The 20,325-nt window shown below is 66.3% G+C and carries 18 protein-coding genes and 4 pseudogenes; 12 read left to right on the forward strand and 10 right to left on the reverse strand.

Going from position 1 to position 20,325, the window contains the following annotated elements; all coding sequences use genetic code 11:
* The first annotated feature begins 270 nt into the window (after window positions 1–270).
* Window positions 271–705: a VOC family protein gene (locus tag AB0I76_RS06760; protein WP_155331028.1), complete on the forward strand. Its 435-nt coding sequence runs from the start codon at window positions 271–273 to the stop codon at window positions 703–705.
* A 774-nt stretch (window positions 706–1,479) separates the two neighbouring features.
* Here AB0I76_RS06760 and AB0I76_RS06765 read toward each other — a convergent pair.
* Together AB0I76_RS06765 and AB0I76_RS06770 are read right to left on the reverse strand one after the other, a co-directional pair.
* A pseudogene (locus AB0I76_RS06765) lies at window positions 1,480–2,497 on the reverse strand (site-specific integrase); the annotation flags it as partial.
* A gap of 3 nt (window positions 2,498–2,500) precedes the next feature.
* Window positions 2,501–2,711: pseudogene (locus AB0I76_RS06770) on the reverse strand (helix-turn-helix domain-containing protein).
* A 171-nt stretch (window positions 2,712–2,882) separates the two neighbouring features.
* Here AB0I76_RS06770 and AB0I76_RS06775 point away from each other — a divergent pair.
* Window positions 2,883–3,809 (forward strand): NADP-dependent oxidoreductase, encoded by a 927-nt coding sequence (locus AB0I76_RS06775; RefSeq protein WP_357030798.1) that lies wholly within the window; start codon window positions 2,883–2,885, stop codon window positions 3,807–3,809.
* A gap of 288 nt (window positions 3,810–4,097) precedes the next feature.
* On the opposite strand, the gene AB0I76_RS06780 is transcribed toward AB0I76_RS06775, so the two are convergent.
* Complete coding sequence (locus AB0I76_RS06780) at window positions 4,098–4,466, reverse strand: MerR family transcriptional regulator (protein ID WP_357030842.1); 369 nt, start codon at window positions 4,464–4,466, stop codon at window positions 4,098–4,100.
* Window positions 4,467–4,610: 144 nt separating this feature from the next.
* Window positions 4,611–5,219, reverse strand: a complete 609-nt coding sequence (locus AB0I76_RS06785) for a TetR/AcrR family transcriptional regulator (protein ID WP_357030801.1) — start codon at window positions 5,217–5,219, stop codon at window positions 4,611–4,613.
* 102 nt (window positions 5,220–5,321) lie between these two features.
* Between AB0I76_RS06785 and AB0I76_RS06790 the strand changes: the two genes are divergently transcribed.
* Complete coding sequence (locus tag AB0I76_RS06790) at window positions 5,322–5,969, forward strand: hypothetical protein (protein ID WP_357030845.1); 648 nt, start codon at window positions 5,322–5,324, stop codon at window positions 5,967–5,969.
* Window positions 5,970–5,990: 21 nt separating this feature from the next.
* Window positions 5,991–6,968, forward strand: coding sequence for a CPBP family intramembrane glutamic endopeptidase (locus AB0I76_RS06795; protein WP_357030804.1), 978 nt, complete (start codon window positions 5,991–5,993; stop codon window positions 6,966–6,968).
* A gap of 606 nt (window positions 6,969–7,574) precedes the next feature.
* Here AB0I76_RS06795 and AB0I76_RS06800 read toward each other — a convergent pair.
* The 3 genes and pseudogenes from AB0I76_RS06800 to AB0I76_RS06810 all read right to left on the reverse strand — a co-directional run.
* Window positions 7,575–8,407, reverse strand: a pseudogene (locus AB0I76_RS06800) (IS256 family transposase); the annotation flags it as partial.
* Window positions 8,408–8,469: 62 nt separating this feature from the next.
* Window positions 8,470–9,111, reverse strand: a complete 642-nt coding sequence (locus AB0I76_RS06805) for a hypothetical protein (protein WP_357030807.1) — start codon at window positions 9,109–9,111, stop codon at window positions 8,470–8,472.
* Window positions 9,112–10,141: 1,030 nt separating this feature from the next.
* Window positions 10,142–10,744, reverse strand: coding sequence for a DinB family protein (locus AB0I76_RS06810; protein WP_357030810.1), 603 nt, complete (start codon window positions 10,742–10,744; stop codon window positions 10,142–10,144).
* 356 nt (window positions 10,745–11,100) lie between these two features.
* Here AB0I76_RS06810 and AB0I76_RS06815 point away from each other — a divergent pair, with 356 nt between their 5' ends.
* From AB0I76_RS06815 to AB0I76_RS06845, 7 genes are all read left to right on the forward strand, one after another.
* A complete protein-coding gene (locus AB0I76_RS06815; RefSeq protein WP_357030812.1) occupies window positions 11,101–11,364 on the forward strand; it encodes a hypothetical protein in 264 nt (87 codons plus the stop codon).
* Between the two features lie 302 nt (window positions 11,365–11,666).
* A complete protein-coding gene (locus AB0I76_RS06820; RefSeq protein WP_357030815.1) occupies window positions 11,667–11,951 on the forward strand; it encodes a hypothetical protein in 285 nt (94 codons plus the stop codon).
* Between the two features lie 60 nt (window positions 11,952–12,011).
* The gene (locus tag AB0I76_RS06825) at window positions 12,012–12,902 is read left to right on the forward strand and encodes a thioesterase domain-containing protein (protein ID WP_357030818.1); all 891 of its coding nucleotides are present in this window, start codon (window positions 12,012–12,014) and stop codon (window positions 12,900–12,902) included.
* Between the two features lie 14 nt (window positions 12,903–12,916).
* A complete protein-coding gene (locus tag AB0I76_RS06830) occupies window positions 12,917–13,174 on the forward strand; it encodes a phosphopantetheine-binding protein (RefSeq protein ID WP_357030821.1) in 258 nt (85 codons plus the stop codon).
* 2 nt (window positions 13,175–13,176) lie between these two features.
* On the forward strand, window positions 13,177–14,397 hold the full coding sequence (locus AB0I76_RS06835; RefSeq protein WP_357030824.1) for an aminoacyl--tRNA ligase-related protein: 1,221 nt from the start codon (window positions 13,177–13,179) through the stop codon (window positions 14,395–14,397).
* The gene (locus AB0I76_RS06840) at window positions 14,394–15,641 is read left to right on the forward strand and encodes an ATP-grasp domain-containing protein (protein ID WP_357030827.1); all 1,248 of its coding nucleotides are present in this window, start codon (window positions 14,394–14,396) and stop codon (window positions 15,639–15,641) included. Before AB0I76_RS06835 ends, AB0I76_RS06840 begins: the two co-directional genes overlap by 4 nt.
* Window positions 15,638–16,936, forward strand: coding sequence for an MFS transporter (locus AB0I76_RS06845; protein ID WP_357030830.1), 1,299 nt, complete (start codon window positions 15,638–15,640; stop codon window positions 16,934–16,936). The genes AB0I76_RS06840 and AB0I76_RS06845 overlap by 4 nt, the downstream gene beginning before the upstream one ends.
* 153 nt (window positions 16,937–17,089) lie before the next feature.
* On the opposite strand, the gene aroF is transcribed toward AB0I76_RS06845, so the two are convergent.
* The 3 genes from aroF to AB0I76_RS06860 all read right to left on the reverse strand — a co-directional run bounded on the left by aroF (window position 17,090) and on the right by AB0I76_RS06860 (window position 20,017).
* On the reverse strand, window positions 17,090–17,899 hold the full coding sequence (gene aroF / locus AB0I76_RS06850) for a 3-deoxy-7-phosphoheptulonate synthase (protein WP_357030833.1): 810 nt from the start codon (window positions 17,897–17,899) through the stop codon (window positions 17,090–17,092).
* A 29-nt stretch (window positions 17,900–17,928) separates the two neighbouring features.
* Window positions 17,929–18,837 (reverse strand): LuxR C-terminal-related transcriptional regulator, encoded by a 909-nt coding sequence (locus tag AB0I76_RS06855; RefSeq protein ID WP_357030836.1) that lies wholly within the window; start codon window positions 18,835–18,837, stop codon window positions 17,929–17,931.
* Window positions 18,838–19,234: 397 nt separating this feature from the next.
* Window positions 19,235–20,017 carry a hypothetical protein gene (locus tag AB0I76_RS06860; RefSeq protein ID WP_357030839.1) on the reverse strand — a complete coding sequence of 261 codons (783 nt, stop codon included), beginning with the start codon at window positions 20,015–20,017 and terminating at the stop codon, window positions 19,235–19,237.
* A gap of 219 nt (window positions 20,018–20,236) precedes the next feature.
* Between AB0I76_RS06860 and AB0I76_RS06865 the strand changes: the two are divergent.
* Window positions 20,237–20,325: pseudogene (locus AB0I76_RS06865) on the forward strand (ATP-binding protein); the annotation flags it as partial.

Consider the following 20,325-nt stretch of genomic DNA (forward strand, 5'->3'; position numbering starts at 1 on the left):
TGACCCGACCGAGAACCCCGGGCAGGAACATGCCTGCCCGACCGAGGAGACCCGCCACCGCAGGGACGCTTGACAGCCACCATTGAGACTCGTCCAGTAGGGCGCTCCACCTTGTCGCCCTGGCCCTGGCCCGCTCCACGGTGTGTGGGTCGGCGGCAGACGGCATGGCAGCAGCGTCGGGAGGCTCGTGCGCTTGTTGCGTACCCTGCTGCCTAGCTGACCGGACAGTGGAGGCTCGATGGTTGCCAACGACCTAGTTAGGGTGAAGCCATGAAGTCGATCAAGAAGTTCCAGGTCACTTTCGACTGCAAGGAGCCTGGGCGCGTCGCTCGATTCTGGTGCGAGGTGTTGGGGTACGTCTTGCCGCCACCACCGAAGGGGTTTGCCAGCTGGGAGGACTACAACCTCGCCCTGCCGTCCGAGCAGCGGGACGCATGGTCGGCCTGCATCGACCCCACCGGCGTCGGCCCGCGACTGTTCTTTCAGCGCGTCCCAGAAGGCAAAGTCGTAAAAAATCGGCTGCATCTCGATGTGCGGACCGGCGCCGGGCTCGTGGGCGCCGAGCGTCTGGCCGTACTTGAGGCCGAAGGCGCACGGCTGATCGCGCTCGGCGCGACACCTGTGCTGCTGCAGCATGCCGATGAGGAAAACGAGTCGTGCTACACGCTGCAGGACATCGAAGGCAACGAGTTCTGCCTCGACTGAGTGCCGCACATGCCGGCTTCGCAGTGTGAGCAGTCCGCATCTGGTCCGCAAGAGGTCGGCGGACGGCGGGGAGTGGTGTGAGATGTTGAGAGGTGTTTCCGCTGGTAGACCGCCGGGTGCCCAGGTCGGTGGGACAGGCAGTTTGATCTCATAATCCCTCGGTCGCAGGCTCCAGTCCCGCCGGCCCCACCTCGGAAAACCTCCGGTAGGACACAATCACCCCATGGACGACGGTTCCGGGGATAAGGCCGACGTACGGCGCAACGGGCCGTCCCGCTGGCTCCTGTGGCGGCCACGAGAGCCACGCTGGGTACCGCTCGCCGGTCCCACGGCTAGCCCGGATGTTCCGTTGGCGCTTGACTACCTACTCATTCAAATCCTCGTTGCGACCTACGTGGCTGTCCAATGGGTGGTCGTGGTGCTGATCGCGCCAGCGGTCTTCGCCGTTCGGACCTTACGGGCCACTGGCGGGCCATAAGCCTGTGCCACGGAAGGCCAGTTGAGGCCGTGAGGGACCGCACCGAGCGCGGGAAGCGAGGCACGCAGGTCCGATGCTGGCCACTTCCCAAGCTGACAGTCGGCCCGTGCCCGCGTGCCCCTTGCGTGCCCGTTGGTATGGGAGACGACGGTCAACGGCGGTTAGCTCCTGGACGTGGCGGCCAGCGTGGCGAGGCAGGTCAAGCCAGGCCGCTGCCCTGCGAGTTCCGGCCGTGTCCACACTTCCTAAACCGCGTGCAGTGGTGGCCAAGGGCGTGGGTCCGGGGACCAGGTGGGGGTGGCCACTGTCTTGCGGAAGGTGTGGGGGATGACCCAGCTGAGGTCGGTGTCGGCGCGGGCCTCGCGCCACTGACGGCGGACGTTGTTGGGTGACAGCCAGGTGCCGCGTCGGGAGGCGAAGATCGCGTCATGCGGGTTGTCGGCGGCGGCGAGCTTGCGGGCCAAGACCATGCCGACGGCGAACCGGGGCAGGACGACCATCCGGTAGCCGGCGTCGCTCTTGGTCCAGGGTTGCCGGAAGAAGCCCTGACCTTTGACGAAGACGAGCGTGCCGCAGATCGTCAGGGTGGGGCGCTCTGTGGCGAGGTCCAGGTCCTCCCAGCGTAGGGCGAGGATCTCGCCGATGCGGGCGCCGGTGGCGAGCATGAGGTCGACGATGTCGGCGAGGTCGCCGCTGTGCCGTGGTCCGGGCTTGCCGGGGACGGGTCGCTGCCAGTCGCGGATCGCTGTCCGGACGGCCTGGAGATTCTCGTCGGTGAGGGCGACGACCGTGCGGCGAGGTTTGCGGAGCCGGCCGGTGTCGCGTACGGGGTTGGTGGGGATCGCGCCGTGGCGTACGGCCAGGGCGAACATCTGGCTCAGGACGACCTTCGCCCCTTCGGCCGCCGAGGGACGGTCCTTGGCGATGTCGCGCAGGAACCGATCCAGGCGGCCGACGCTGGCCTCTCGGATCCGGAGGTTGCCGAGGGCGGGCAGGATGGCGGTGCGCACGCTGGTCTCGTATCGCTGGATGGTCTGTGGTGCGATCCGTTCCTCGGTGGTGATCTCTTCGATCCACAGGTCGGCGAGTCTGCTGACGCGGGTCTCCCGGGTGATCTCGTCGTCGTTGGGGGTGGTGCGGTCGCGCAGCTTGACCTTCAGCGCTCGTTCGGCGGCCGGGCTGGTGGTGTCGGTGGCCTCGATGTCGCGGGTCTTGCCGTCGTAGTCGCGGAACCGGTGCGCGGAACCGGTTGGGTCCGAGCTTCTCGGTGCGGATCTTGCCCCAGGTGCCGATGGGCAGTTCAGGACGGGCCACGGCTCACCGCTCCGCGTCGGTGTGGTCGTCGAGCCAGCGTTCGACCTCGCTGCGCCGGTAGCGCAGCGTGTTGCCGACGCGAATGGCGCGCGGTCCCTTGCCTCGGCTGTGCCAGGCGTAGAGGGTGGCCTTGGGCTTGCCCAGCCAGGCGGCGAGGTCATCGATGGTCAGCAGGGGGGTCTGGCCGCCACTCGGAGGCGGCTGGGCCGTTCATCGCCGGCCTAACGTGTTGGGCGAACCGGTGTGCTGGCGTGGCGCGGCACGGTCGCCAGACTGCCGGCGAACACCCCGTGGATAAGCGTGACGCCGGCTACAGGACCTTGCCCCTGACGCCGATGTCAGTAATTAGCGTTCGGCCATCAACGCAGAGCAGAGAGAGGCGACCATGAGTCGAGCTTTCGGATATGACGCCTTCGGTGGGCCGGAGGTACAGACCTACGTCGACCGCCCCGATCCGCAGCCGCGGGAGGGGGAGCTCCTGATCAGGCTGCGGGCCGCCGGAGTGGCCCGCCTCGACAGCCTGCTTCGGTCCGGCTACGTGCCGGCGCTGAACGGGCACGTTCCCTTCCCGCAGGTGATGGGCATGGAGGCCGCCGGTGACGTGCTCGCGGTCGGGGCGGGCGTCTCCGACATCCAGGTTGGCGACGCGGTGTTCGGGTTCGCGCTCAACGGCGCCGGAACGTACGCCGAGACGACCGTGCTGCCGGCGGCAAACGTGGCGCGCAAACCGGAGAAGCTTTCCTACGAGAGCGCGGCGACGATTCCCGTCTCGGGCACCACGGCGCTGGACGCCCTCGATGGTCTGGACCTGCCGCAAGGTGCCACGGTGCTGATCAACGGCGTCGGCGGGAGCACCGGCCTGGTCACCGCTCAGCTCGCCACAGCCCGTGGCCTGAAGGTGATCGGCACCGGCAGTGACGGCAAACGGCCGGTCGCCGAATCGCTGGGCGTCACCTTCGTGAGCTACAACGCCGGCGACGTGACCGAGCAGGTCCGCACGCTGGCGCCGGACGGCGTGGACGGCTTGATCGATCTGGTCGGCGGTGACTCGCTGCGGTCGGTCGCCGGCCTGGTCAAGGACGTCAAGCGGCTGATCTCCGTTGCCGACGTGTCGGTGCCGGAGTTGGGCGGGACGTTCGTGGTCCGCCGGCTCGACCGATCAGGGCTCGAGACGGTCGCCGCACTGATGGTGGCCGGCACGATCGATCCGCACATCACCCGCTCGTTCTCCTTCAACCAGGCCGCCGAGGCGGTGGCCGCCGTCGAAAGCGGTCACGCCACCGGCAAGGTGGTCATCACGTTCCCCGCCTGATCACCGCCGAGGCCGATCGGTCCGGGAGATCGTGTCCGCTCCTACCGATGGCACGGCACGCCTTGTCCGGAAATGGCGTGTCCACCGACACGCCAGTTCCGGATGGCGCCGGCGTGGCAGTCACCGGCGCCGCTTGCACACGTAGTCGCTTACGCCACAGCGGCGATGTCGCACCCCCGCATGAGCCGGCCATCCACCCACCGAACCTGTACCCGAATCGCATGGACGACGCGGTGGGCCGACCGGTCGGTATCGGTCCGGTCCCAGCGGATCGGGTCACGACCCGGGTCAGACGCGGGCGTGTTCCCGGCGGTGAGCGCGGTTGGCGGCAATCAGATCGTCGAGTTCGCCGCGGGTCCGGATCAGGTCCTCGATGTGCCGATCGAGCCGGTCGCGCTCCTGGCGCATCCGCCCTGCGGCCGCGTCGGAGGTTTCCTCACCCGGTGATTCGACACAGGGCAGCAGGTCGACGATCGTCCGGCTGCTCAGGCCGGCGGAGAACAGTCGCTGGATGAGAAGGACCCGCTCGACCTGGCTCTCGGCGTAGCGGCGCTGACCGCTCGGGCTGCGCAGGCTGGTCAGCAGTCCCTGCTCCTCGTAGTAGCGCAGGGATCGCACGCTCACCCCGGTACGGGCGGCGAGTTCACCGATTCGAATGATGGCGGTCACCTCTACCTCCCCGTTCTCACCTGACATGGGTGTGAGGTCCAGTCTACCCACGCGTCGGAAGTGACCCCGGTGCGGTGTCACCGCGTCGGGGTGCCACCGGAATGGGGACAACTGGAACACGGGGTGGCTTTCTCATGCGGTTCGGGCGTTGAGGACGCAGTCAACGGCCGTGTAGAGGGTCTCGGTTTCGGACCTCAGGATCGACTCCTCGGCGGGTAGGGCTCGTTCGATCGAGAGCCCGTTGAGGACGGTGAGCAGGAATCTCACTCGGCGCGCGTGGTCTTCCCTGGGTAGCGCGCCTTCGTCGGCGAGAACCGTCAGCCAGTACTCGATGCGGCGCCACCCTTCGCGCTCCATGGCGAGATACGCCGCGCGTACCTGTTCGGTCGGTTCGGGTGCGATGAACATCTCGTACGCCTTGCCCCACGCCTCACGTGCCTGCTTCCCGACGCCGGCGGGGGCGAGCACCTGCCGGAGACAGTTGACCAGTCGATCCCGGGCGGGTAGCGATCGGTCGCGGATCGGGTCGTCAGGGAACACGTGTTCGTAGATTCTGGCGAGCACGGCCTCCTGCAGCGCGCGCTGTGTCGGAAAATGGAACCTGAGGGAGCCCGTGCTCACCCCGGCCCGTGCCGCGACCGCGCGCACGCTCAGCCTGGCGGTCACATCCTCGGCGACCATCGCCGCCGCAGCCGCGAGGATCCGTTCCCGTGAGCCGGTGCTCCTGTCGTCCTGTGTCACCTGCCACCTCCTGTCACATCGTACTAGCACGCCGTGCTAGCTTTGCCACTAGCACAGCGTATTAGTGAGACGTGGCAGGTACGGCGGGGGAGGGGGAACGTGATGGAGGACTGGCGGCAACGGCGGGCGGCCAAGCGCATCAAGGCCGGAGACGGGCGGGCGTTGAAACGCCTCCGCTGGTGGCAGCTGCCCTTCCGCGCACTGTTCTACCTCCCGCTGCCCCACCGGGATGGTCGGCAGACGGTCTATGCCGTCGACATCCCACGCCGGACCGACCCGGAAGGCGGCAAGGCGAGAGCGCACCTGTACCTCGACGGCAGACACCACGCCGAGTCCAAACTCCCGGCGGCCTTCCCCGTCGAGGGCGGCACCATCGAAGTGGCGATCAGCGCATTCGGGCTCAAGCGCTGCCACTACGTCACCACCACCGGCGCGGAGCACCAGCTCATTCCCGATCCGAAGTCCGCCGAAGGACGCCGGGCCCGCCTCGAACGCAATCACCCGGCGCTGAGCCGCTCGATCGGTGTCCTCTCGGTGCTGATGCTCCTCATCGGCGTGGGCCTGAACCTGCTGCAGCTCGCCGAACCGATTTCGCAGGCCCCCCCGATCGCCGAAAACATCGGAACTTTCGAATCGCCCATCCACCTACCGATCTGGCTCAACTTCGCCCTCGCTGTCGGCGCCATATTCGGGAGCACTGAGCGGGCACTCCGCCTGCGTTTCAGCGCGCTCGACCACCTCGGGAAATAACCACATCCACAAGAGGAAGTCATGACCACGATGAACAAGCCGAACTGGCTGATCAATCCGGGCGAGCCCCGCAATGGGCCGTCAGTTCCAGCTGGAGTGGAGTACCACCGGGTCCTCGCCGGCGACAAACGCCGGGTCGGTCGCGGCATTCTCGCGATCATCCTCCTGCTGGCAGGGTTCGTCATCTTCCCAACGCTCATCGGCGTGGCGACCACGCTCATCGACGCGCAGTTCGACAGGACGCCGCCAATCGAGGGCCGCACCGAATACACGCCGCTCAAACACGCCGGTTCGATGATCTCCCTCGCCCTGCTCATCCCGTGGAGCATGCTGATTCAACGGTGGCTCTACGGTGTGCCCGGTGCGTCCCTGCACTCCGTGACGTCGCGGTTCCGCTTCGACCTGTTCGGCAAAGCGCTCTTCGTCTTCGGTCCCATCTGGCTGATCGTCGCCGCCCTCGCCGCCCTCACGCCCACCGAGGCGGCCCCGTGGTCGCACACCGACCTCCTCGCCTTCTTCATCGCCACGATCCTCCTGACCCCGCTGCAGTCGGCCGGCGAGGAATACGGCGTGCGGGGGCTCATCTTCCGCGTCATCGGCAGCTGGACACGCAGCCCGCGGGCAGGACTGATCGCCGGGGTGGTGATCACGAGCGTGCTGTTCACGGCCGCTCACGCCTCAACGGATCTGTACATCAACACCTGGTATCTGGCGCTCTGGGCGAGTCTGGCCATCATCACCTGGCGCACCGGCGGCCTCGAGATCGCGATCATGCTGCACGCCATCTTCAACACCGTCAGCCTCCTCCTGGCCACGTACTTCCGCATGGATCTGGGTGGCGCACTGCAGGACCGCTCGTCCGGGGTCGGTACGTCGTACCAGCTCGTTCCCGCCTTTGTCGTCATCGTCATCGCCGCGATCGTCTGGTGGTGCACCCGAAAGACCGGACCAGCACTTACCACGGGCCCTGGTCAGATGCCACGTCACACGCGGTCGTGACGTCACGTCACTCACGGGTGTCTTCGCGGGCTGTCGACTGCGCCCGGAGGCCGCGGTGTCGGAGCGGATGAACGATTCAAAAGATTGGATACGCTGAGTGTTACGAAGGCATGGAATCGCTCTGGTGGGGATGCCCGGCATGGTCGGTGCCCTGGTCTCGGTGATCCCGGCTACGGCCGGGGAGCCGACGGCCCGGAAATCAGAGGCGGGATTGGAATGGACGGCGTGCCCCGCCGGTGTCGTCGGACCCGCACCAGTCTGCCGATCGATGATCGGAGCCGTCGACGATCGAGGCGATGCAGGAGCCGTTAGGACTGGCTGGCATGGAAAGTGCTTGACGATCCGCGGTAACGAGCGCGGTAACGGACAAGATCGCAACCTGCGGATGAGGCGGCAGGGCGCGGGACGGAACAGCATCTCCTGTCACCCTTTCCCGTCCCTTTCAATAGACGTTTCAGCCTGTCTCGGCATGGCGTGACAGAATCGTTGTTAAAACTGGGGGTCAAGGGGTCGTCGGTTCGAATCCGGCCGTCCCGACAGAGATCAGAGGGCATATCTCATCGATGGATATGCCCTCTTGTCGTACCTGGGCGACTAACTGAGTGACTACGCATCAGCGCCGAAGATCTGATCCATGGTGACCGCGCCGCTCAGGAGCACCGGCCGCAGTTGGTGCCGATAGACGCTCTCGGTGACAGTCGTGCCAGAGTGGCCGCAGAGGTCGGCAATCGGCTCGATGCTCATGCCGCTGTCGGACAGCAGCGACTCGATCGCATTCGTCGAGCAGATGACGGTGCGGATCTCCACGTCGTAGTTCAGGAACGGGATGAACTCGGACCAGGCGTTGTCCCACAGGCGGATCACCGCCGGATACCGCCCGCCCCACTTGTCGGCCAGGTCGTCCAACGCGGCCCTGGCGGCCGTGGCGTTGACGGTGGTGTAGATCGGCTTGATGTCGCGATTGAGCTCGTCCCAGTACCGGCGGGACGTCAGCCGGAACGTGTTGCGGATCAGGTGGATGATGCACGTCTGCACCACCGTGCGGGCCACACGTTCGTGACGACCTCCGGCAGCCCTTTGAGCCCGTCGCAGACGAGGAAGAACACGTCCTTGACGCCGCGGTTGCGCAGGTCGGTCAGCACGCTCATCCAGAACTTGGCACCCTCACCGCCGGCGCCGGCCCACAGCCCGAGGATGTCCTTGTCGCCGTCGAGGGTGACCCCGATCGCGGCGTAGAACGGCCGGTTCGCCACCTGCCCGTCGCGGACCTTGACCACGATGGCGTCGATGAACACCGCCGCATAAATCTCGTCCAGGGGCCGGTGGGACCAGTCGGTCATCTCCTCGATGACCTTGTCGGTGATCCGGGAGATGGTTTCCTTGCTGACCGAGGCGCCGTAGATCTCGGCGAAGTGCGCTGAGATCTCGCCGGTCGTCAAAAGCGCCGGCGGTGACAGTGTTTTGCGCTGTCACCGCCGGCGCGGTGTTTCTCCTGGTTCGGTTAGCTGGTGCCGAAGTACGGCCAGTACGGCAGTTTCTCCGACGTGAACCGGTCGTAGTTTCCGGCGTACTGGTAGGTCGTACCGGCCCAGTCCTCGCCGAAGTCGACATCGACGGCCCAGACGGGCGACGTGCTGTACGGGTACACCGTCTGATGAGTGCACCCGCCGGAGGCCTTGAATTTGCCGACCTCCTTACTGGAGTTCGAACCGTACTTCATCAGGACGCGGGCGATCACGCCTCGCCCGTTGGCGAGGCGATCCCACACGCAGACTCTCACCTCGAGGTTGTACCAATTCTGCCCCGGGGTGTACCAGTAGTTGACCTCGAGCGAGTATTCGCCGATCTTTTGGTGGCTCGAGTTATGCATGGGCATCACCCCGGTGCCGCGCGAGCCCGAATAGTGCCGCAGCGTGTTGGGCAGGTTCGACACGGCGAACGCGGTCGACGGGGCAAGGAGGGCCATCACAGTTGCGATGACCGCCGCGATGCCGGCCCTGCGCAAGATTTTCTTCATCGCGCGATCATGGACGGACGCCGCGGTCCTGTCGATCTCGTTACGCTGTAGTGCAAACTCACCGGTCAGGGATCCGATGCTCTGGTCAAACGGCAAGTTGTCGACCTTGTTTGGGTTGATGCCCAAGCATTGACTTCCGTCGTAATTAGAGCCGGTTTGAGGCAGCCACGCGCGATGCCGACGAGGCGCTGAAGCCCGCGCTGAAGAGCATCTTGGGGCACCGGAGTCTTCGATGTGGACTGACAGGCGGGGTACCCCTGCCATTGCAGTTGGGCCGTAGGCTGCGCACCTAGCCATCCCTCGTAGACGGAGCTGTACGAAGTTGCTCATAGCCGGCGGTCTTTGTGGCCGCCGATCACGGGCCGCAACCTCTCGACCCTCCGCAGAGGACACCCTGTTCCGACGGTGCCGGCCCGAAGTCGGTCGTCGTGATCCGGTTGGCGGAATCGTGACGGCTGGACGGCCGTCAGACTGGACGCACGTCCAGTCGACCGGGGGACCGTCATGCTTCGGATTCACTCTACCGCTGCGGACCTCGTCCGCACCCGGATCGCCTGTGCGCCTGATCCGCTGTGGGAAAGCATGCTCAGCATGCACTGGCTGCGGTTCCGGTGCCAGGATCCGCTGCTGGCCGGGTGGCGGCAACGAACGTACGGGTTGCTGCATCAGCGCCACGGTCACCGGGCCGAGGTTGCGTTGCCGCTGTCGATCAACCCGCCGGTGGGCTACTTCCCGGACTTCCTCACCCCGATCGAGGCGGCCGGCGGGTTCGAGCCGGGACTGGACGCCCTGCTGCGCACGCCCAAGGCCAGACTCGCCACCGACCTGGCGACGCTCCGGTCGACGGGGGTCCGGCTCTCGCCGGCCGTCGCGGATCTGGCGGCCGGCGACGTGACCGCCCTGCGCCAGCTCGGGGCCGGCCTCCAGCTTTACTACCGGCTCGCGATCCTGCCCCTGTGGAACGTGATCCGCTCCGCGTTCGATGCCGACCGGGCGTTGCGGTCCCGACGGCTGCTGAACCAGGGCCTGTCGGCGCTGCTCAACGACCTGCACCCGACCGCCAGGTTCGACGGCGGCGTCCTGACGATCACCGACTACATCGCCAAGCGTGACCTCCACCTGGACGGTAGGGGGTTGCTGCTCGTGCCCTGCTACTTCAATGTGTGTCGGATAGGTCAGCATGATGCGAGCCGCCGGCCGCTTCCTGCGCAGCCCGCTCGATCTTCGCCCAGTACGCCTCCCGGGCCGCCGTGTCGATCTGCTCCTCGTACTCAGCCCTCACCCCGGTCCGGCCATCGAGCTGCTCACGCAGGATGTCAGCGTGTCCGGCATGCCGGGTGGTCTCCTGAAGGACGTGGACCATGATGTTGAACAACTTGACCTCCGGCCGCGACCACCACGGCACGTGGCCAGGCGCGTCGATGGGAAGCTCTTCGATCGTCGCGTCCGCATGCCCCCAGGCACCTTGATAGAAGTCGATGATCTGCTCGCGGGTCTCGCCCGGGGTCACCCACAGGTCGCTGCCGTCCGCGTCCTGCCATCGCCCCAGCCGCTCCGGGTACGGGCGGCCGAAGACCTCACCGAAATACCAGGCCTCCAGGGTCGCCAAGTGCTTCACCAGGCCAAGGAGGTTGGTCCCCGTCGCTGTCAAGGGACGCCGGACGTCGTACTCGGACAGGCCCTCGAGCTTCCAGACCAGCGCCTGACGTGTCCGCCTGAGCTGGCCGTGCAGATCGTCCTTAGCGAAATCATTGATCACGAGGCACGATCTTGCCATTCCGACGGCAAGCGGAGCAGCCCTGGACCTCACAGCGCCGTGGTTCGTAACTCGCCGTCCCGAACCCGACGAAGATCTTGCAGCGCCAGGCCCGGAGGTTCAACTTGTGCCCGAAGCCGCGGAGATAGCCATACGACAGACATTCGGACAGTTCCGATAGCCGACGTCACCATTTGACATCACCGGGGCGATCTGCGACGCCGTTCCGCCCGGTGTGGTTCTCGACGGTGAGCTGATCGTGTGGGAACACGCCGCACCAACTTCGCCCTCCTGCAGCGCCGCGTCACCCCGCTGGCCGTGCCCTACCTCAGCTGACGCGCGAGTTTCCCGCCCACCACGTGCTGTTCGACCTGCTCGCCGACGCCAGCGGGGAAGTGATCCTGAACCTGCCGCTGACCCAGCGCCGCGCCCGACTACAGCGGCTGCTCGCCGACACGCCGGCGCAGCTCACCCTGACCCCGCAGACCACATCGGCCTGCCAGTTCGCATCTCTGACGTTGCGGCCCCGACGTCTCGTAACCTGCTCCGCGTCGCACAGACCTACACGTCAGGGCCGTAAGCCGAATTTCGGTCCTACTGCCGATGGCCGCTTCCGTCCATAGGCGGATCCGGCCACCTCGAAACCTTTCCCATCCTTCGAGCCGTGATGAATATTGGTCTCAGGCAACCTGAGACACGTCCCAGGTTGCCGGCTTTCCCTCCTTAAAAAGACAAGATCTTCCCTCGTCAGATTGGATAATGGTCATGCGGGTTCGGGTCGGAATCATTGGTATTTCCCTCGCCGTCCTTGGTGCTGTGACACCGCTGCTCGTCTCCGCCGAAAACGGTTCCACGGCTGTGGCCGAGCGGGCGAGCGGCGACGTTCATGCGGACAGTCTCATCTGGGACTAGTATAGTCATGCAATTGACGCTGATAACGATCACAGCCGGCGTGGGAACGGTGTTCGAAGGCGGTTCGGCATGTCTCATCGACACGCTATGGGCGGCAGCGCGAGCCGAGGATGAGGTGGAACACATTTCGGTGCGCGCCGTTCGGTGCAGGGTTGATATCGGCGTCTTCAGCGTACAGATGGATCAGGTGACGGCTCGTGCCGTTGCATCCAATCTGGTCGAACGCGCACTCGCGATGTCACCGCAACTGCGGAAATGGAGCGTGGCGGCGACCATGCCCGGGATAGTCGGCAGCTGAGCGGCGCCGCTCCATTTCGACTCCGCATCACGCGTCACATTCGTTGAAAGGACGAACCAGGTGTCACCAACCCACCCGATGCTTTCCATGGGCGTGCCTGCGCAGGGCCGGGACGAACGACACGACGAGTGTGAACGCGAGCGACATGGTGGCAATACCTCGTGCCTCGTTGAGATCCAGGTCAGCGGGAGCCGACCGCCCCTGTTTTGGGCGCACGGCATCAGCGGAGGCACCAGCAACTACCGGCCTGTTGCCAGGCTGCTGGCGACGCGTCGGGACGTGTACGGGCTAGAGAATCGTACGACCACCCCACCGACCCGGTTGGCGGAGTCGGCCCGCCGGTACGCGGCGGCGATCAACGAGTGCCGGCCGGATGGACCGTGCGAGATCTTCGGCTACTCGCTCGGTGGTCTGGTGGCCCTGGAAACCGCTCGTCAGCTGACCATGGCCGGTCGTGAGGTGGCCCTGGTGGGCATTCTCGACACGGCGCCGCCTACTGTCCCGGTCGCTCCGGAGAACACCTCGGTCGCCCTCTCGCTGGTCTCTCGCGGCCTCGGCCTTGAGCCGCCGTTCGACCCCGCGACGGTCGGGACCGAGTCCGAACTAATCGCGATGTTGAGCGCGCGGGCCATCGAGGCACGGATCCTGCCGGCCAGTCTCGCTATCGACTACGTGGGCGCTATGGTCCGAACTTATATGGGAAACGGGCAGGCCGCCGATCGCTACCGGCCGTCGGCTTACCACGGACCCACCGCAATCCTCTTCACCCGCGACGGCGACGCTGTCCGACATCGAGACCTGTGGCACAGGTTCGCTCCCGGCATCTCACGCACAGACGTGCTGGATCTGGACCACTTCAGCCTGATTGGCGCCGTCGCTGCCCCGGCAGTGCACGCCGTTATCGACGCATGGCTGACCGATAACCTCCATTCCCCTCCCGGCCTATCGTGAACCGAGGAGAAACGTTGTCGCACTGGATTGAGCCACTCTTCACGGGCCTGTTGCCCGAAGCGACGATCGCGGCGGCGGTCGCCGACTATCCCGCGTACCGGGACGTCGATCTTGCGGAGCTGGGACTGGAGTCCCTGGCCACCATGCAGATCGCGATTCGCATGACGGAACTGTTCAACTACGAGATCGACTACGAGACGTTCACAATAGGTGCCCTGCAGACGTTCGGTGGACTCGAGCGTCAGCTCGGCCTCGCCATGACGGAGGCCTGAAAATGCCCACCCTCAGTCTGCCATTCGCGCTGCAGGAGAACCTGTGGCCCACCATGCGCACCCGGCTGCGTTTCCACTTTCCGCAGATCGAGCATCTGGACATCACCGCCACCGAGGTCCGCCTGCACTCCGAGGAGGCGCTGTCGGCCGCGAAGGTCACGTCCGTAGTCGAGCGGGTCGCCGCCTCGTACACGGCCCTCAGCGAGCGGCTGTCTTCCCGAGTCGTTTACGACCCGACTGATGGCACCGACGCCCCGGCCATGAACGCGGAGGACGCGACCGCGCTGCGAGCCGCCGCCGTGCGCCTCGCGGCCGACCTGGACGAGGTGCAGACGCCATCAGTGGAGGACCTCGGCGAGGTGCAACCGCGCGAGCGGGGCCTCAACGTCTACATCGGTGCCGGCGCGTACCGGCTGCGCGTCATCGACGACTTCCTCCGCCGCTTCTTCGAGTATGCCCACGGCGCTACGGAGATCAGGGTCCCCTCGATGCTGCCCGCCACGGTCGTCGACCGGGCCGGGTACTTCGACACCGGCTGCCAACACCTGAGCTTCGTGGCGCCGGTGACCACCGACATGGAGGAATTCGAGGGCTTCCTGCCCTACTGGCGGGCTGACAACGACCGGGACCGGCTACACGAGTTCCTGCGTACCCCCGCCGACATCCTCAACCCAGCGTTGTGCCTGCACGCCTATCCGCTGGTCGAGCACCGGCCGGTCGACAAACTGGTGCTCACCCTGTCCGGCTCATGCTTCCGAGACGAGTCGGGCAACCTCAACAACCGCGAGCGCCTCCGCGAGTTCACCATGCGAGAGGGCGTGTTCTTCGGCAGGCAGGCCGACCTCGCCCCGCTCCACCAGCGACTCGTCGCCGTGATGGCGGCCATCGCGGACCTTTTCGGGTTCAAATACCAGCTCGTGACGGCCACCGACATCTTCTTCAACGACAACGCCCAGGAGCAGCTCTTCTCCCAGCTCATCACCGATAGCAAGATCGAGATGCTGGTGCAGGTGGAGGACGGCGCCCCGATCGCCGTGGCATCGGTCAACAAGCACGGCCAGCACTTCACAAAGCCGTTCGGGCTCAGCGACTCCGACGGTGAGACGCCAAGCACGATGTGCCTCGCGTTCGGTCTGGACCGGGTCATCCTCGCGCTGGATCACATTCCCGACCTGCCCGGCCAGCTCCGCCGGAGCCTCGCGCGGATGGAGCGGCAGGCATGAACCGCTCCCTGGTGATAGTCGAGTCGCCCGACTTCTTCGTCGCCGAGATGACGCGAGTCGCGGAGACCGAGCAAGACCGGGTGTACGTGTTGACGAAAGATGTTCGGACCACGGGGTCGAATGTCATCCGCGCGGACATCCGCAAGGATCCCGCGGAGGCGATCGCGGTAGTCCGCCGCACGGTGGGCACGCCGACGGCGGTGCTGACCGCCCAGGAAATGTTCCTCACCGAGACAGCCGCGCTGGCCGACACGCTCAAGCTCGCCGAAGGTAGCCGGGAAATCGCGCTGCGGGCCCGGGACAAGGCCACGATGAAGCGGATCTGGCTCGACGCGGCGGTGGCCACTCCCCGAGGCTGGTCGTTCCGATCCGCCCAAGACGTCCGGGACAACTGCGCGGACCTCAGCTACCCATTGATCGTCAAGCCCTCCCACGGCTACGCCAGCTGCGGCGTTCGCCGGGTGCAATCCGAACGGGAACTCCTGGAACACCTCCAGGCCGTCTCGATGATCAACGCGACAGTGATCGGACGCGAGCGTCCGGACGCCGGGATAGTGGTGGAGGAGTACCTCGACGGCGAGGAGTACTCCGTCGACACCGTGTGGTTCGACGGCGTTCCGGCCTGCGACGGGCTGATGTCCAAGGGAGCCCCGGTCGGTCCGTACTATCCCGACCGGCTCTACCACATCAACCCCGAACTGCCGCCGTCCGCGGCTGCCGACATCATCCGGCTGTCGCACGACGCGGTGCGGGCAGTGGGCATCCGCTCGGGCGCGACCCACACGGAGATCCGGCTGCGCGGCGGTGTTCCGTACGTCCTGGAGACCACCAACCGCCCCGGCGCCGGCGGCCTCTTCTACCCGCTGTTCCAGCAGGCGCACGGGGTCGACTTCGCCCGCGTCCTGTACCACGCGACCCTGGCAACCTCCCGGCGTGAGTTCCAGGCCACTGCCGGCACGCCGACCACCGCGTCGGCGGCGGTGGGCACACACTACTTCTGGTACAACCTCCCGCACCGCGGGTCCGGGGTGATCCGCGAGATCCGCGGCCTCGCGGAACTGGCAAACCGGCAGGAGGTGCTGCGCTGCGTCTGCTACAAGCAGCCGGGCGGCGTCCTGTACCCGGACGGCCTCAACGCCGACTACTTCTGCTCGGTCCTCGGCCGCTACCAGCCCGGGCCCACCGACCCGCCGATCAGTGAGTTCGTCCGCAGCTACGACGAGGCGCTCGAGGTGGTGCTGTGACGGTGAGCGGTCTTTACCAACGCAGCTTCGTCGCACTCGCGTCGGGTGGGTTCGTCTCGGCGCTCGGCACCGTCGTCTTCGACCTCGTGCTCGCGTGGTGGGTGGTCTCCGAAACCGGATCGGCCGTACTCACCGGATACCTGCTGGCAGCGGCCCTGGCACCGATCGCCTTCATCGGTCCGATCGGCGGCGTTCTCTCGGACAGGTGGAACAAGAAGACAATCCTCATCGTCACCGACCTGATCAGCGGTGCCGTGGCCTTCGGGGTAGCGCTGATGGCCTACCGAAACACCCTCAATGTTCCCCTGCTGGCACTATCCTGCTTCGCGCTCGGCACCTGCGCCGCTCTCTACCGCCCGGCCGCGCGTTCCATCGTTCCGCAACTCGTACAGGAGCGACACCTGGTCAAGGCCAACTCGGTGTCGAACAATCTCACCGAGACGACCAAGGCTGTGGGTCCGCTGCTCGGTGCTGCGCTCGTGGCGATGCCCGTCATCGGCGTCGCCGGAGCGATGGTGCTCAACGGCGCGTCGTTCTGGCTCTCGGCCCTCGCGGCGGCGGCGATACGCTACCGGCACGTCGCGGACGGCAAGAACATCGCCAGCGTGATGACCGACCTGCGCTCGGGCTTCCGGTACATCAACAGCCGGGTGCTGATCCGGAACATGGTGATCCTCTGCGCTGCGGTCAACTTCTTCCTGATCTCGTTCAACATCCTGCTGCCGCTGTATGTCACCGAAGTGCTGCACGGGTCGAGTGGGATCTACGGACGAGCCCTCACCGCCGAAGCGGTCGGCGGCATCGCGGTCACGCTCCTACTCCTGTTCCTTCACGACATCGTCCCGACCAACCGGCTGCTCGCAGCGCTCATCGCCGCCGGTGGCATGTCGTTGGCGCTCATCCCCGTGGTGCCGGCCGTCACCGGGCTGCTGCTACTGTCGGCCGCCCAGGGCTTCTTCGTCGGCGGGTTCAACACCCTCTTCTTCGCTTACATCCAGAGGGAGGTCAGCCAGCAGTTCCTCGGTCGGGTCTTCTCCGTCGTGTACATGGCGGCGATCGGAGTCATGCCGATCGCATACATTAGCTGGGGCTATATCGGCGACTACGCGCTGCGATGGGGATTCCTGTACGCCGGCCTCGGAACGGTGTTCTGCAGCATCCCCTTCCTGTTTCTGCGCCAGCACGACACTCCGCCGGTGGCGGCGCCCACCCGGAAGACCTGGCCCGTCCACGCGGCCGAGCCCGTGCGCGTGGCGGAGCCTGCCCGGGTGACCGAGCCTGCCTTGCCGACCTGAGCGATGGAATCGACCGGAAACGCCTGTCGGACGCCGACTGCGAATCTTCGCGGCCGGCGTCCGACCTCGTCGTAGCGGCGGTGCGGTACACCGACGGCTGGCCCGGTTGGCGCCGCATGCAGAGGACCCTGGGGCAGCGCGGACCCGCGGTGGTTAGGTGCTCGACAGCTCGTTCAGGCTATTCAGACGCCCGACCTTCTCGATCAGATCGCGGAGTTCCGGAGTACTCAATGCCTGGCAGCTGTCGGTCCACGACTGCTCGGGCACCGGGTGGCTCTCGACGATGATGCCGGCGGCGCCGACCGCAGCACCGGCGAGTGCGAGCGGAAGCACCCACTCCCGGCGCCCCGCCGCATGACTGGGATCGATGATGATCGGTAGGTCGGTACGGCTGGCCAGCACAGGAACCGCCGCGATGTCCAGGGTGTTGCGGGTCTCGGTGACGAACGTGCGGATTCCCCGCTCGCAAAGGATGATGTCGTCGTTGCCCGTGGCGCGTACGTAGTCGGCCGCCCCCAGCCACTCGGTGTAGGTGGCGGCGAACGATCGCTTGAGGATGATCGGCATGCCGGTGCGGCCAGCGGCCTCCAGCAGTCGGCTGTTCCGCATCGACCTGGCGCCGATGAGGAAACCGTCCACGTGGTCGAACAGCAGCCGTACATCGTCACCGTCGAGCGGCTCCGCGATGATGGGCAGGCCGGTACGGGCACGGGCCTCCGCGAGCAGAGGAATACCCTCAGCACCCATGCCGTGGAAGCGATTCGGCCCCGACCGTGGCTTGAAGACGCATCCACGGAGCACATCGGCTCCCGCTGCTGCCGCCGCCTCCGCATGCGTGACGTAGTCCGGCTCCACGGAGCAGGGGCCCGAGATGATGGGCTGGCGATCCCCGCCGAACACGACGTCACCAATGGCCACCCGACGGATCACCGTCAGTAGGGCGTTCTGCGGCGAGGTTTCCATGCCTTGTCTCCGATCGGTCACTTGCCGTGTCACAGCCAACCACGCTGGGCGGCCTTCAGGCCCGCCTCGAACCGGCTCCGGGCCTGAAGGCGCTCCATGAGGTCGGCCATCATTCGCCGGGCCGTCCGCGGCGATACGCCGAGCCGGGCAGCAGCGGCCTCGTCCGTCAAGCCCTGACCGAGCAGTTCGAGCAACGCGCATTCCTGGGCGTTCAGCCCCTCACGCTCAGGCTCGCGGGCCGCGCCCAGCGGCGTCGCGATCTCCCACACCTGGCTGAAGAGCGCCTGCATCGAGGCGACGAACCCAGGGCCGGTCAGGTGCAGGGCGCCCTTGCGCGTGTCGGCCGGGTCCATCGGCACCAGCACGGCACGGCGGTCCGCCAGGATCATGCGGGGCGGAAGGATGGGCGAGGTCCGGAACTCCGCGCCGCTGTCGGTGAGGAAACGCGCGTGCGCGAGCGTCTGCGGGTCGTTCCGGATGCTGTCCAGGCCCACCGTACGGATCCGGACACCACGTTCGAGAAGCTCGCTGTCGTTGCGGCGTGCGTGCCGCAATGCCTCCGCCGACTGGGCGCCACCAGGCATGAAGGTGAGAATCTCGAACTCGGTTTCGCGAGCCAGTTGGGCCAGCTTGTCCTGCACCGCGTCGATACCGACCAGGTGAAGGGCGGCCGGGGCCGAGGCATCTCGCTGCGCCCTTCCGAATTGATCGATCAGTTGGCTGATTTCGGCTTGACTCTCCGCGACCTGCTGTTGACGGCGGGCAAGCTCGGCCTGTTGCTGGGCAAGCGCAGCACTCAGCCCGACATCCGGGCTGACGACATGCAGAGTGCCGGGGTGATCCATCGAGTTGCGGACCAACGACATCTCAAAAAGGACGTCCAGGGCGGATCGGAGTCGCGCCTCGGTGATGCCAAGCTGGGCACTGAGCTCCGTCACCCCCCAATCAGGGTGGGAGAGCATCTGTCGGTAGACACTCTCCGCGACGGAATCCAAACCCAAGGCAACCAGCACAAAATCGCCCTCCCCGTGATGGCCCATCCGGGCCAGGTCGATTTGCCGAGCGAGATCCTCCCATGTGGACTGTCTTGTGGCAAGAAGACTGTGACAGTGCGCTATGCTCGACCGGCAGAACATTGCTGTTCGGCCATTCGGCAGATCTGCGGGCAGCCAGCCCTTTGCGCCCGATCTTCTCTCCGGGGAATCGCGTTGTAGGAGCGAGCTTCCAACCGTCGCGAAGTAAATGGCCTAGGTGTTCTGCCGATCATGAGCTCCGTGGATCGTCCGGGGCAGCGCCGACACGGCTCCCGACACTGGACCGTGCCCACCCGCCGAACTACGGTCGTGGTCGTTCCTCGGTCCGCACCTCGACCGCCCCCTGGTGAAGGCGCACCCAGCCCCACACAGGGCCCCGCTCCTCGACCCGGGCCCGTAGCAGATCGAAGAAGTCACGGCCGCTTCTAGTCATGTCGGTGACGACCTCGTCGTTCGCGGTGGCAACCAACGCATCGTCGAGGATTTCGTACCGTACGTGCAGCAGGTCCGCCTCGCTCCGCCCGCGCCCTTCCGAATACAGCCTACGTGCGAGGTCGGTCAGGGGCGCGTAATGGCCCACCCACGGTTGTTCAACGTCGGGCTCGGCCCTACGCGCGATCTCGATGGCCGCCCGGTGGACGTCCTCCCACTGCGCGATGCGGAGACGCAGCCCTGCACTCGACTTGTCCCACCTGCGGCCTGACCACCAGTACGAGGCCGTTCCGGCCGCGCCCACGTAGGCGTTGGTCGCGCGCATCAGCGATACGACTCGTGGCTGAAGAGTCGCGCACCGCCGGTCGGGAAGCCACCCGATCTGGTTCACGAGCCGGACAGAACCGTCCTCCTCCGGCAGGACCACCGCGAGTGCCTGTTCGTTGTAGTCATTATCGAGGACTGGGACGATCGCGGGCGCAACTGCAGCCACCCGGACCCGATCACCCTCCTCGGACCGCTGCTCCACGCTTGCCTCGAACAGCCGTAGACTCGCGGCCCGGTACGCCGGCCGAAAGTAGCTGTGACCGACCACGCCGCTCGCGTATTCCGGTTCGCAGATCGGGAGCAGCGTCACCACCTTGTCGATCATGGTCGTATTCTGCCCGGCCGAGTTCCGGACCTCGCCAGCGCACCATCGACGGGTTCCAAGGCACCTGCCTGTCCGCTGCGGCATGCCCCAGCGGCCGGGCAGCAGGTTTAGCACGTATCCCGATGCCAAAGCCGGGCAGTGAACTCGGCGCCGCCCCAGCCCGGCTGGCGGTTGCTGTCCGGCTGACGAGGTGAGCTATGGCTTACAGCTGGGCTCGGCCTCGCCATCGCCCGGCAGATCGTCACCGATCACCAGGGCACCATCACGGTCACGAGCGAGGTCGGAGTCGGGACGACCTTCACCATCAC

Source organism: Micromonospora sp. NPDC049799, assembly GCF_040656655.1.
Classification (GTDB): Bacteria; Actinomycetota; Actinomycetes; order Mycobacteriales; family Micromonosporaceae; genus Micromonospora.

What these genes read in the sequence shown, in the direction of transcription:
- AB0I76_RS06840 (WP_357030827.1), top strand. Translation starts at nt 14,394, where the DNA reads ATGAACCGCTCCCTGGTGATAGTCGAGTCGCCCGACTTCTTCGTCGCC.
- AB0I76_RS06790 (WP_357030845.1), top strand. Translation starts at nt 5,322, where the DNA reads ATGGAGGACTGGCGGCAACGGCGGGCGGCCAAGCGCATCAAGGCCGGA.
- AB0I76_RS06775 (WP_357030798.1), top strand. Translation starts at nt 2,883, where the DNA reads ATGAGTCGAGCTTTCGGATATGACGCCTTCGGTGGGCCGGAGGTACAG.
- aroF (WP_357030833.1), bottom strand. Translation starts at nt 17,899, where the DNA reads ATGGAAACCTCGCCGCAGAACGCCCTACTGACGGTGATCCGTCGGGTG.
- AB0I76_RS06760 (WP_155331028.1), top strand. Translation starts at nt 271, where the DNA reads ATGAAGTCGATCAAGAAGTTCCAGGTCACTTTCGACTGCAAGGAGCCT.
- AB0I76_RS06860 (WP_357030839.1), bottom strand. Translation starts at nt 20,017, where the DNA reads ATGATCGACAAGGTGGTGACGCTGCTCCCGATCTGCGAACCGGAATAC.
- AB0I76_RS06795 (WP_357030804.1), top strand. Translation starts at nt 5,991, where the DNA reads ATGACCACGATGAACAAGCCGAACTGGCTGATCAATCCGGGCGAGCCC.
- AB0I76_RS06835 (WP_357030824.1), top strand. Translation starts at nt 13,177, where the DNA reads ATGCCCACCCTCAGTCTGCCATTCGCGCTGCAGGAGAACCTGTGGCCC.